General features: G+C 41.2%; 11 protein-coding genes. 6 read left to right on the top strand and 5 right to left on the bottom strand.

Annotation, left to right across the window (positions count from 1 at the left end; genetic code table 11):
* Nucleotides 1–67 precede the first annotated feature (67 nt).
* The 3 genes from BUW93_RS03995 (at nucleotide 68) to BUW93_RS04005 (ending at nucleotide 3892) form a co-directional block, all read left to right on the top strand.
* Entirely contained in the window at nucleotides 68–1204 is a 1137-nt protein-coding gene (locus BUW93_RS03995; RefSeq protein ID WP_081209382.1) for a hypothetical protein, read from the top strand.
* A gap of 77 nt (nucleotides 1205–1281) precedes the next feature.
* On the top strand, nucleotides 1282–2910 hold the full coding sequence (locus BUW93_RS04000) for an amidohydrolase (protein ID WP_081209384.1): 1629 nt from the start codon (nucleotides 1282–1284) through the stop codon (nucleotides 2908–2910).
* Nucleotides 2911–2959: 49 nt separating this feature from the next.
* A complete protein-coding gene (locus BUW93_RS04005; protein ID WP_081209386.1) occupies nucleotides 2960–3892 on the top strand; it encodes a peptidylprolyl isomerase in 933 nt (310 codons plus the stop codon).
* A gap of 67 nt (nucleotides 3893–3959) precedes the next feature.
* Here BUW93_RS04005 and BUW93_RS04010 read toward each other — a convergent pair whose 3' ends face one another.
* On the bottom strand, nucleotides 3960–4601 hold the full coding sequence (locus BUW93_RS04010) for a peroxiredoxin (RefSeq protein ID WP_081209388.1): 642 nt from the start codon (nucleotides 4599–4601) through the stop codon (nucleotides 3960–3962).
* Nucleotides 4602–4730: 129 nt separating this feature from the next.
* Complete coding sequence (locus BUW93_RS04015) at nucleotides 4731–5300, bottom strand: thioredoxin family protein (RefSeq protein ID WP_081209390.1); 570 nt, start codon at nucleotides 5298–5300, stop codon at nucleotides 4731–4733.
* A 76-nt stretch (nucleotides 5301–5376) separates the two neighbouring features.
* Here BUW93_RS04015 and BUW93_RS04020 point away from each other — a divergent pair, with 76 nt between their 5' ends.
* Nucleotides 5377–5712, top strand: coding sequence for a tRNA-binding protein (locus tag BUW93_RS04020; protein WP_081209392.1), 336 nt, complete (start codon nucleotides 5377–5379; stop codon nucleotides 5710–5712).
* Between the two features lie 85 nt (nucleotides 5713–5797).
* On the opposite strand, the gene BUW93_RS04025 is transcribed toward BUW93_RS04020, so the two are convergent.
* The 3 genes from BUW93_RS04025 to BUW93_RS04035 form a co-directional block, all read right to left on the bottom strand.
* Nucleotides 5798–8314: a M14 family metallopeptidase gene (locus BUW93_RS04025; RefSeq protein WP_081209393.1), complete on the bottom strand. Its 2517-nt coding sequence runs from the start codon at nucleotides 8312–8314 to the stop codon at nucleotides 5798–5800.
* Between the two features lie 86 nt (nucleotides 8315–8400).
* Nucleotides 8401–8781, bottom strand: coding sequence for a PUR family DNA/RNA-binding protein (locus tag BUW93_RS04030; protein WP_081209395.1), 381 nt, complete (start codon nucleotides 8779–8781; stop codon nucleotides 8401–8403).
* 73 nt (nucleotides 8782–8854) lie between these two features.
* Nucleotides 8855–10609, bottom strand: coding sequence for an ABC transporter ATP-binding protein (locus BUW93_RS04035; RefSeq protein ID WP_081209397.1), 1755 nt, complete (start codon nucleotides 10607–10609; stop codon nucleotides 8855–8857).
* Nucleotides 10610–10741: 132 nt separating this feature from the next.
* Between BUW93_RS04035 and BUW93_RS04040 the strand changes: the two genes are divergently transcribed.
* Both BUW93_RS04040 and BUW93_RS04045 read left to right on the top strand, forming a co-directional pair.
* Nucleotides 10742–11845 (top strand): Glu/Leu/Phe/Val family dehydrogenase, encoded by a 1104-nt coding sequence (locus tag BUW93_RS04040; protein ID WP_081209399.1) that lies wholly within the window; start codon nucleotides 10742–10744, stop codon nucleotides 11843–11845.
* An 84-nt stretch (nucleotides 11846–11929) separates the two neighbouring features.
* Nucleotides 11930–12874: a transcription antitermination protein NusB gene (locus tag BUW93_RS04045; protein ID WP_081209401.1), complete on the top strand. Its 945-nt coding sequence runs from the start codon at nucleotides 11930–11932 to the stop codon at nucleotides 12872–12874.

Below are 12874 nucleotides of genomic sequence, written 5' to 3' on the forward strand. Positions count from 1 at the left end.
TTGGTAACTAAAAAATAATATAATATTGCAGCGCATAAATTTTAACCTATTTCTATCCCAAATTTAAATGGCAAAGGCAAAAAAATTTAAAAGAGTAGACCGGAGCAAACCGTATTTAAATATACTGGACGTCCTGGTAAAGGAAAAAACCTTCCTGGCAATTATAATTATTGGAATTATCTTGGCCGGAATCGCCTCTGGCTATGCGCAGGCCGGAATGTGGTTGGGATTCTTTTTTGCGGCATACGCAACCGTAGCCAACGACAGTATCCAGTCCCTGGGTACTTTTATTGAAAGTAATAAGGCCAAACGTTGGTGGGTTTTATGGCTTTTTGTGGGAAGTATATTTCTATTAACCGTTAGTTTTAGTTGGGTGGTTTTTGACGGAGACGTCACCTACCAACGATTACTAAGCCCCGATGGCACCTCCAAATATCCGCATCCGGAGCAGTTTAGTTTCTGGCAGATCATTGCACCTCTCGTGCTGCTAATTCTCACAAGAATGAGAATGCCAGTATCTACCACTTTCCTTATTTTAAGTGTTTTTAGTGCCGATACCTCCGGTATAACTTCGGTAGTGTGGAAGAGTTGGAGTGGGTATATTATGGCTTTTATCCTGTCTTTCCTGGTATGGTATTTTTCGTATAATATGATCAAAAAATACTTTAAAAGCCGAAAAGCACACGGAGCCTGGACGGCTGTACAATGGATCGTGAGTGGGACCCTGTGGGCCGTATGGGTGATGCAGGATGGCGCCAATATCGCCGTCTTTCTCCCAAGGCAGCAAAGCTTATTTCAATTTATAATCTTCGCCATAACTATCTTCTTTGGACTCGGAGTTCTATTTTACCTGCGTGGGGATAGAATTCAGAAAGTAGTTAGTGAAAAAGTGAGAATATCAGATATCAGGGCAGCGACCCTGGTAGACCTTACCTATGTGATCTTGCTTATCTATAAGCTTTTTATTAGTACCGTGCCAATGAGTACCACCTGGGTATTCCTGGGGGTAATTGGGGGTAGAGAGATCGCGATTAGCCTTGCCCGAACCAAGAAAGGCAAGAAGCACCGTAAGAAAGCCGGTAAGATGATCTTCAGGGATTTCGCTTATGCGATGGCCGGATTGTTCGTTTCAGTTGCCCTGGCAGCTGCTGCTAACCCTGGAATCAGGGAGGAAATCGCCAGAGCAATTTCAAATTTATTCTAAGCTGAATTAATAAAATAAGATGAAAAATGCGCCTTAGCTAAGGCGCATTTTTTATTTTTAGACAAAATTATTTAAAAATGAAGAACTTACTACTTGTATTAGGCCTTGGTATTTTTCTGATCTCCTGTAATTCTGAAGAGAAAAAAGCAGCAGATCTTTTGGTATACAACGCCAAAGTTTATACCGTTAACCCCGATTTCGAAAGCCTCGAAGCTTTTGTGGTTAAAGATGGGAAGTTTTTGGAAATCGGTACCACAGATGCTCTAAGAGAAAAATATAAGGCCAGAGAAGACCTGGATGTAGGGGGTAAGGCTGTGTTTCCCGGCTTTATTGATTCCCACGCGCACTTTTTTGGATTGGGTCTTCAGCAGCAGAAAGTTGATCTCACCGGAACTAAAAGTTTTGAGGAGGTAGTACAGCGAATCGTAGACTTCCAGGAAAAACGTAATGCCGATTTTATTACCGGTCGTGGTTGGGATCAAAATGACTGGGAGGTAAAGGAATTTCCGGTAAAGGATACCCTGGACCAACTTTTTCCTGACACTCCTGTGGCCATCACCCGAATTGACGGGCACGCGCTACTGGCAAATCAGGCCGCCCTCGATCTCGCAGGAATTACCACCGAAACTCCTTTTGAAGGAGGGGATATAGTACAGAAAGATGGTAAATTAACCGGCATTCTTGTAGATAATCCTATGGGATTGATCACAAATGCTGAACCTGTGCCCTCAAGAAAAGAACAAATAGACGCCCTGCTGGAAGCCCAGGAGATATGTTTTAGCTACGGCCTTACAACGGTAGACGATGCCGGAATCAATAAAAGTACGGTTGAACTCATTGATAGTTTGCAACAAGCCGGTGACTTAAAAATCAGGATCTATGCGATGTTGAGCAATACTGAAGAAAATCTTGATCACTACCTGGATAAAGACCCAATAAAAACCGACAGGCTCAACGTGCGGTCGGTTAAATTTTATGGTGATGGGGCACTGGGTTCCAGAGGAGCTGCTCTAAAGGAAGAATATAGTGACCGTCCCGGGCATTTTGGAGCTTTGCTCTCTTCTCCTGAAGATTTTAAAAAAACTGCTGAAAGAGTAGCGAATTCTAAATTCCAGCTAAATACTCACGCAATAGGAGACTCGGCTAATTACCTGGTGCTTGAAACCTATGATAAGTTGCTTCAGGACGGAGAAGATCGTCGTTGGAGAGTAGAACATTCACAGGTGATCGATGAGGAAGATTTTAATTATTTCAGCAAAAATATTATTCCCTCGGTACAGCCAACTCACGCTACCAGTGATATGTATTGGGCAGAAGACCGATTAGGTGAAGAAAGGATAAAAGGAGCCTACGCTTATAAAAAACTGCTGGACCAGGCTGGGGTGTTACCTTTAGGTACCGATTTTCCTGTGGAAAAAGTGAGTCCATTTTTAACTTTTTATGCTGCTACAGTCAGGCAGGATACCGATCAGTTTCCTGAAGGTGGCTTTATGAAAGAGCAGGCACTTTCTCGTGAAGAAACCTTAAAGGGAATGACCATTTGGGGTGCCTATGCTAATTTTGAAGAGCAGGAAAAGGGAAGTATAGAAGCGGGGAAATTTGCCGATTTCATTATTCTGGATAAGGATATTATGGAAATCGATGCCCGTGAGATTCCTGAGGTGAAGGTGTTAGAAACTTATGTAAACGGAGAAAAGGTAAACTAATCTATATTCTCAAATTGGATTATCTTTGCCACACAAAAAAATAGAAAAAATGAACGACGGATTATATGCAAAATTCCATACCAGCAAAGGAGAGATCCTTGTTGAACTGGAATATGAAAAAGTGCCGGGAACGGTAGGAAACTTTGTTGGACTTGCTGAAGGTAACCTGGAGAACCAGGCTTTTCCCCAGGGAAAACCTTTTTACGACGGCTTAAAATTTCACCGGGTGATTCCTAATTTTATGGTTCAGGGGGGAGATCCTCAGGGAACAGGAATCGGTGGTCCCGGTTATAAATTTGAAGATGAAATTCATCCCGACCTTAAGCACGATGCTCCCGGTAAACTATCTATGGCCAATGCCGGTCCCGGAACCAACGGGAGCCAGTTCTTTATTACACATGTAGAAACGCCCTGGTTAGACGGAAAGCACAGCGTGTTTGGAAGTGTAATTGCCGGGCAGGATGTTGTTGATGCTATAGAGCAGGGAGATGTGATCAAAAAACTGGAGATAATGAGAGTTGGAGAGGACGCAGAACAATTCAATGCTGTGGAATCTTTTAGAATATTTAATGGCGCCAAGGCCGAACGGGAAGCGGCGGCCAAAAAGCGGGAAGAGGAGCTAATGGGAGAACTCTCTCAGGGTTTCAAAACTACAGGGAGCGGACTTCGGTATAAGATCGAAAAGGAGGGCGACGGCCCAAAAGCGGAAAAAGGAAAAACCGTATCGGTGCATTATAAAGGGATGTTGGCTGATGGGACTGTTTTCGACTCTTCTTATAAAAGAAATCAACCGATTGATTTTCCACTTGGGTTGGGACATGTAATCGCTGGTTGGGATGAAGGCATTCAATTATTGAAAGTTGGAGACCAGGCGCGTTTTGTTATTCCATCACATCTGGGCTACGGAGATCGTGGTGCCGGAGGAGTTATACCTCCTAATGCAAGTCTTGTCTTCGATGTAGAACTTGTAGCTGTAAAATAACATTAGGTTAAAACAATAAAAAAAACCTCACAGTCTAAAAGCTGTGAGGTTTTTAGTTTTTGAGAACCTATTTTGAATCTGGTTCAGGAGTCATCCTTAAGTAAGATTTAATTTCTTTAAATCCTTTTGGGAACATTTTTTTCGCCTCCTCATTAGAAACCGATGGGCTAATCACCACATCTTCTCCTTTTTTCCAATCAGCCGGAGTAGCGACCTTTTGGTACGCGGTAAGCTGAAGAGAGTCAATTACCCTAAGCAATTCCTCAAAATTACGGCCAGTACTTGCGGGATAGGTGATCATTAGTTTTATGGTCTTATCTGGCCCAATCACGTAAACCGAGCGTACGGTAAAGGTATCATCAACCTTTGGGTGAAGCATATCGTACAGTTCAGAAACCTTTCGGTCTTCATCGGCGATTATAGGGAAGTTTACCTGGGTGTTTTGGGTCTCATTAATATCTTTTATCCATTTTTTATGAGATTCAGCATCGTCTACACTCAAGGCCATAACTTTGGTGTTGCGCTTGGCAAATTCATCTTTGTATTTAGCCACAGCTCCTAATTCAGTAGTACATACCGGGGTGAAATCGGCAGGGTGAGAGAACAAAACCCCCCAGCCATCACCAAGATAATCGTAAAAATTTATTTTTCCTTCTGAAGTTTCCGCATCGAAATTCGGTGCTTTATCTCCTAATTTTAAACAACTCATATCTATATGTTTTTAAAAATTAAACTTCTATAAATTTAAGAAATCGATATCCATATAAACTGCGAAATATCAGGCTTTGGCACAGTTTAAGAAAAGATTAACGGATGTAGAAAATGAGGAGAAGTTTTCCTAGAGACCAGGATTATCTTTCCATTTTATATTACATCCCATACTGGGCTTTTGGTTTTTTGAAACCTTTTTATTTGAAAGTACGGCATCCATAGCTTCCCTAAGATCTCTGCCATTAACCGGGATCCCATTTCCGGGGCGTGAATCATCCAGTTGCCCACGGTAAATGAGTTTTAATTCATCGTCAAAGAGGTAGAAATCCGGAGTGCAGGCCGCATGATAGTCATGAGCTACAGCCTGGGTTTCATCATAGAGATAAGGAAAAGAAAACTGATGTTTTCGAGCCACCTCCTGCATATTATCGGGGTGATCTGCAGGATAATTTTCTACATCATTGCTCATTATCGCAGCAAAACCAAAACCCTGCACGCGGTAATCACCCTCCAGCCGTACAATTTCCTCGTTCACATGTTTTACGAAAGGGCAATGGTTGCAGATAAACATAATGAGAGTGCCTTTGTTGCCTCTTACATCCTCCAGGGTGTAGATATTGCCGCTTATCACATCTCTAAGGCTGAAATGTGGAGCCCTTGTGCCTAAAGCAAGCATTTTTGACTGGGTACGGGACATTTTTTCTTTTCTTATAAATTTACAAAATATCGCCGGTTTATCCTGATTTGCTTATTTTTCCTGAAAATTTAGTGCGATGGAGATTTCCTGGAAAGATTTTGAAAAAGTAGACATGCGGGTGGGGACAATTATCGAAGTCCTGGATTTTCCTGAAGCCAGGAATCCTGCCTATAAGATGAAAATCGATTTTGGCCGAAAGCTGGGAATAAAAAAAACTTCAGCCCAAATCCCCAAACGCTATAAAAAGGAGGAGTTATTAAACCGGCAAATCGTGGCTGTGGTTAATTTTCCGAAGAAACAAATTGCCAGCTTTATGAGTGAATGTCTTGTGTTGGGAGCCGTTGGCGCAAATAATGATGTTGTATTACTTCACCCCGGGATGCAAGTTGAAAACGGCCTGCGAATAAGTTAAAATTAAGCAGAATTTTTTGGGTTTTCACAGAATAATAAAGGCCGGAAATATCCATTTCCGGCCTTTATTTTTGCACTAAAGTTATTTACATCTCATCTCCAAAGAAGATGGCATTCATAAGGAGTTTGTTGGTCCCAAACCAAAATGCTCTGAAGTTGGTGTTGTCGGTAAACAATATAACATTCCCTTTTTTCATTGGGGCCTGCTTAAATGGAACTGTACCTTTTATAGAATCCAGGTTCGGTTTACTTATATAACCGCTTAGTAAAGGTTTTTCTGAATATTTTATTGGATTTTTATAGCTCTGTTCATCGGCTTCAATAAAGATGGTGGTGTTTCTAAAGAGTGCAATTTTATCATCCTTATACCCAAAATTAATCGGGTGGGAACGGTCGGTGTTGGCTTCAAAGATAGCGCCGCCAATACCTTGTGCTCCGGTAAAATCCCTTCGGTCTTCAAAGGAAATATTTTCGGCTACCAAAGTGTCTTTTTTGATTTCCATTTCCATAAAATCGTGACGTTTAAACCACCGGGCTATATTTCGGTAACCTATGAGGGTTCCTCCATTTTTCACCCAGTCTTTAAGTTTGTCGGCTTCGTTTTTGCCCAGCCCATTGCCCCAGGTATTCGGGATAATGATATCGGTATAACGGCTAAGGTCTGCCCTGGAAAAATTTCGGGTGTCCAGCTTTGTTATCTTCATGTCATAACGCTGGTCGAATAAATGCCAGATCTCACCGGCATCATAAGGAGTTATGCCGTCACCAACCACGAGGGCAACTTTTGCAGGTTCCAGCGCCCTGAACTGGTTACTGCCAAGATTGATTCCACTGGTAAGCCCTGTGTTTACAGCATTGATCTCTACATTGGTTTCTGTGGAGACCTTCTGAAGGAATTCGTGAAGTTCTGAAGCATTAAGTTTCTGGTTTTGAACCGGGATTAAAATGGTGCCGTAGTCATACTGCTTATCTTCGGTGCTAAACTGATTCATACCTACTTTAGCTCGAAGTTCTTTCTCCAGGATCATATTTAATGCTTTTGGGGCATAGAAGTCGTGCCACTCCATCAGATAGGCATATTCCGATTTTTCGGTTGCGGGAATTTCAGGTTTTTGAAGTTCCTGGATTTCATTTCCAGCATTTCTTATTCGCACATCTTCAGCAAAATCAAGATTGAAAGCCATGGGGAAATTCCAGGCCGAGATATCATAAAATAAACTATCCTGAAATTCGGTTCGTCTCTCGAACATAGCTTCTACTAAACGATGTTGCCGCTGATCTTTTGGCACAATATAGGTGCTGCCTTTTTTAAATTGTTTTCCACCAGCTTCAAAATCCTCCTTTAACTCATGAATTTTTACCTTGTGTTTTTTCAGGATTTTAGCAAGTTCGTATGCTGAAGAGGCATCTTTTGTGCTTCCAAAGGCCCAGGCGCCTTTCTCTGCTGAATTCCTTGCGTTTTTGTAAAAATTACGCTGGTAATTCAATAGTTTTACCCGCATATTTTTAGCGGCTTCCAGGGTTGAAAGGGCTGCGGTAAATTGATTTCTAATAGTAAATGGGAAGCTTAGGATTCCGTTCTCGGTCTCCTGGGCGTGTCCCCGGGAGCTTCCCTGTTCAAAGAGTATTCCTATACTACCATTAATATCGGGGAAGGTAGAACCTTTACCGTAGTAAAAATCGTCGTAATCCTCTTCGGTGTAATAAAAAGAACCCAGTTCATCAAAAGCAGCAGCATGATAGGTGCCTATTTCTCTGGTTAAATCCTGATTGATATCGGGAGTTAAAGGATGGGTTCTGGAGGGGATTCCAGGCTGAAAGAAAAAGCTGGAATTTGATCCCATTTCGTGATGATCGGTTAAAATATTGGGATACCACTTATGGAAGGTAGTTAGTCTGGCCTGAGATTCGGCGAGTTGTACCGGAAGCCAGTCCCTGTTCATATCAAACCAGTAGTGGTTGGTGCGTCCTCCCGGCCATACTTCGCTGTATTCGCGGTCCTGGGGGTCGGGATTAATGTTTTTGCTTTTGTTGGTATTGGCCCAGTATGCAAAACGTTGCAAACCATCTGGGTTAAACACAGGGTCAAACAGGATAATGGTATTTTGAAGTAGTTCTTCAATTTCGGGCCCTTCGGCCGCAGCGAGGTGATAGGCTACAAGTAGGGCTGCGTTGGAGCCGCTGGCCTCATTCCCGTGAATAGAAAAGCCCTGGTTGACTACCACAGGCATATCTTCAGTATTAATATTGGCAGCATTTTCTTCGATTAAAGCCAGGTGGTTTTTTCTTATTTCTTCGATATTTTCGTGATTTTTTGCAGCAGTAATGGTGAGCAACACCAGGGGGCGGCCTTCATAGGTATGTCCGCGGGTTTCCATACTTATTCGGGGAGAAGCTTTCTCCAGTGCCCTCATATAATTAAGAAGCAGATCATGGCTTACATGCCATTTGCCGGGTACATAACCAATGATATCCTGGGGTTTTGGAATGTCCTGGTTGTAGCTTACATCATCTGGTAAATAATAATCCAGGCTTAGGTCTTTTTCCTGGGCTTGAAATTGTAAGCAAAAAATGAGGCTTAGGGTGGTAATTATATATCGCATTTGAAAGTGTTTTTTTAATTTCTGAATATAAAAAAACCGTCCGGAAAGATCGGGACGGTTCTTGAATAAAATTCTAAAGTAATTTTTTAGATGTCGTCAAAACTCACATTAGTGAATTTTTCGGCCGGGGCTTCCTCTCCGTTTTCAGAAGTCTCACCGTCGTATTCCTTCTTGTAATCTTTTTGATGACGCTCACTAATTACTTCCTCTCCTTTTTCAGAAATAATGAAATCGGTCATTTCCTCAAGGATCTCATGGAATCCAGCAAAATCCTCTTTGTAAAGGTAAATCTTGTGTTTTTTGTAGAAAAAAGAGCCGTCGTCGTTGGTGAACTTTTTGCTCTCAGTAATAGTGAGGTAATAATCATCGGCACGGGTGGCTCTAACATCAAAAAAGTAAGTTCTTCTACCGGCCCTTAACACTTTAGAGAATATTTCTTCTTTCTCCATCATTCCATTATCACTCATAAATAGATTCTTTAATAGTTTGTTTTTGTGTCCTTCAAAAATCTAAAAATTTTTAACATTCCCCAAAATTATTTCACATTTCTTTTTCATTTAGCTGTTTTGCATAAAGTTCTTTATAGTAGCCTTCCTGATTTAATAATTGGGAATGGGTGCCTTCCTGAACTATCTGCCCGTCTTCCAGGATTATAATTTTATCGGCATTCTTTGCTGAGGAAATCCTGTGGCTTACAATGATGGTAGTTTTGTTGGTAGAAATTCGGAAAAGATTGCTTAAGATCTCTTCTTCCGTTTCGGTATCTACTGCCGATAGACAGTCGTCGAACAGTAGGATCTTGGGATCATGAATGATGGCGCGAGCTATGGAAACTCTTTGTTTTTGTCCTCCCGATAGTGTTATGCCACGTTCTCCCAATACAGTATCGTAGCCTTTACTGAAGCCTACGATGTTTTTGTGCACCGAAGCATTTTTAGCTGCTTCTATAATCTCTTTATCGGTGGCATCGGTTTTGCCGAATTTAATATTGCTTTTTATTGAATCACTGAAAAGGAATGCATCCTGTGGCACGTAGCCAATACTTTTTCTAAGACTTTCCAGGTTAAGCTCCCGGATATTGTGGCCATCGATAGTAATTTCTCCGTCTTCCACATCATAAAGTCTTCCTATGAGTTCCAGGATGGTGGATTTACCCGCTCCCGTTTTTCCAATTATGGCCAGGGTTTCTCCGCTTTTAACTTCAAAAGAAACATTTTTTAGGGCTGTGATGTTGGTGTCATCATAGGTGAAATTCACATTTTTAAAAGCGATATTTCCGCCTATATCGTCTGGGGTTGGCTTAGGATTGGTGATCTCTGGCTCTTCATCAAGGAATTCGTTTATACGTTCCTGTGAAGCTTCTGCCTGTTGTACCAAAGATGTTACCCATCCTATAGAAGCTATAGGCCAGGTTAACATGTTGACATAGAGCAGGAATTCTACAATAACTCCCAGGTCTATAAGGCCATTAATATATTGCCGCCCTCCGATATAAATTACCAGGACATTACTAATTCCGATAAGCAAAACCATAAGAGGAAAGAAAAAGGCCTGCACTTTCACAAGGGCGATATTCTTATCGCGGCTTCCGTTGGAAAGCTCGGTGAAATTCTTATTGGTTTGCGGTTCTATGCCGTAGGATTTAATCACGGCAATCCCGCTAAAGCTTTCCTGGGTAAAGGTGTTTAATTTTGATAGGTACTGCTGTACAACGGTGCTTCGCTTATGAATGGCCACGCTGATTTTGTAAATAGCGAAGGAGAGTACCGGGAGGGGAAGAACGGTATATAAGGTAAGCATGGGCGCTGCTTCAATCATGAAGATCAATACCACAACGCTGGAGGTAAGGGTCGTTACGCTGTACATTAGCGCGGGCCCAAGATACATTCTTACTTTGGTCACATCTTCGCTTATGCGGTTCATAAGATCGCCGGTGCGGTTCTTTTTGTAAAAATTAAGTGATAGTTCCTGGTAGTGTTTATAGACCACGTTTTTAAGGTCAAATTCGATATGGCGTGAGACCACTATAAAGGTTTGACGCATAAGGAAGGTAAAAAAAGCGGCTATAAGGGTAGCTCCAATAATGAGCGTGATATTCCAGGCCAGTTCATCTTGAACATATTCAATATCGGTGATCTCGCCATTGATATATTTTTCGATAACATCGGTAGACCTCCCTGCAAGTGGAATATAGAACAAGGCAAAAATTCGCGCTGCTACCGTTATAATAAAGCCAATTAGCAATCTCCATTTATATTTGAGGAAAAATTTATTGAGGGATTTAAGGTGTTTCATTCAGAATAAACCAAATTTTTGAGGATATGCCATTTTAACAGGTCATAAAATCCTCTTTATTAAATTATTGATTATTTTTGCTAAACGATTTTCAGAAATATTGAAAATCATAAATTTAAAACCTTACAAGTTATGCAAGTTGACGTTCTAAACGCTAAAGAGCTTAAAAAAGCCGCACCGGTCTTCGGACAGCTTTCTTTTGACAACCATGAACAGGTGGTTTTTTGTAACGACAAAGATACAGGATTAAAAGCAATAATAGGAATTCACAATACTGTTTTAGGTCCTGCTCTTGGGGGTACCAGGATGTGGAACTATAGCAGCGAATGGGAAGCCCTTAATGACGTGCTTCGCCTATCGCGCGGAATGACCTTTAAAAGCGCAATCACCGGCCTTAATCTTGGTGGGGGAAAAGCCGTTATTATTGGGGATGCTAAAAAAGATAAGACCCCTGAGTTGATGAGAAAATTTGGAGAATATGTTCACTCTTTAGGCGGGAAATATATTACTGCCGAAGATGTAGGAATGGAAACTTCAGATATGGATACGGTAAGAGAGGTAACTCCTTACGTTAGCGGGATTTCAGAATCTAAAGGAGGTTCTGGTAATCCGTCTCCAATAACTGCTTATGGAGTTTATATGGGGATGAAGGCCGCTGCAAAATATAAATTCGGAAGCGATAATCTCGAAGGAAAATCGGTGATGGTGCAGGGGATTGGTCACGTGGGTGAAACCCTGGTAGACTATCTTACCAAAGAAGGCGCTAAGGTTTATATTAGCGATATCAATATGGAGCGACTAGAAGCTATTAAAAAACAATATGGAGCCATCATTTTTGAAGGTTCAGATGTGTATGCTGCCGAGGTTGATATTTACGCTCCCTGTGCGCTTGGTGCCACTGTGAACGATCAAACCATAGATCGTTTAAAGGCTAAGATCATAGCGGGAGCAGCTAACAACCAGCTTGCCGATGAGCTTGTGCATGGAAAACAACTTCAGGAAAGAGGAATCGTTTACGCGCCAGACTTTCTAATTAATGCCGGTGGAATTATAAACGTTTACGCCGAGCTAGAAAAATACGGCAAAGAAGAAATTATGCGTAAGACTGAAAATATCTACAATACTACTTTGGAGATTTTACAGGCTGCCGAAAAGAATGATATGACCACTCACTTTGCCGCGCTTAAAATTGCACAGCAAAGAATTGATGACAGAAAAAAACAAAATTTGAAGTAATCTATTTCAAAAGTTTGATATTTTTGCAGGGCGGAAGACAAAATCTTTCGCCCTTTCTAATTCTAAAAAAGTTCTTTTACAGTTATGTTGACAAGAAGACATATTCGGGTTAAGGTGATGCAATCGCTTTACGCCTTCAACCAAAGCCAAAATGATAAACTGGCAACAGAAGAAAAATTCCTGATTAAAAGTATGGAGGAGATGTATGACCTGTTTCTTCTTCAACTTAGCCTCATTACAGAAATAAGGCATAAGGCCGAAACTTTTTTAGAAAAATCACAACAAAAACACCTTGCTACAACCGAGGATAAGGACCCAAATCGCAAATTTTTAAATAATCGGGTTTTTGCACTGCTTAATGATCACGAAGGACTGCAGGAAGCCCTGGAAGATCGCAAAATCACCCATTGGAAAATGGATGACGAATATGCAGCCATTATTTGGGAGGAATTGAGGCAAAGTGATATGTATGAGACATATATGGAGACCCGTGAGTCTAGTTTCAAGGAGGATAAGGATTTTATAATACGGGTATTTAAAGAGATTATCGCGCCTAACGAAAAGTTATACGATTATCTTGGGGATAAGAAATTAACCTGGCTGGATGACCTGCCTCTGGTAAACACAGCCATTCTTAAGTTGCTTCAGAAATTAAAAGACAAGCCCGGGCATTCTTTTAATCTGCCAAAATTGTTTAAAAGCGAAGATGATAAAGATTTCGCGAAAGAATTATTCAGAAAAACATATCTCAACGATGAGATGCTGGCCGATGAAATGCTGGGAAAAACTCCCAACTGGGATAAAGATCGAATTGCCGAAATTGATATGTTGCTTATAAAGATGGCTATTTGCGAGTTTCTAAAATTCCCCTCTATTCCGGTAAAAGTAACCATTAATGAATATCTGGAACTAGCCAAGGAATACAGCACTCCAAAAAGTAGTATTTTTATCAATGGGGTTCTGGATAAACTTTCTAAGGAATATGCTGAAAACGGTAAACTAAATAAAATAGGTCGCGGCCTTATGTAG

This window comes from Salegentibacter sediminis (assembly GCF_002078605.1).
GTDB lineage: Bacteria > Bacteroidota > Bacteroidia > Flavobacteriales > Flavobacteriaceae > Salegentibacter > Salegentibacter sediminis.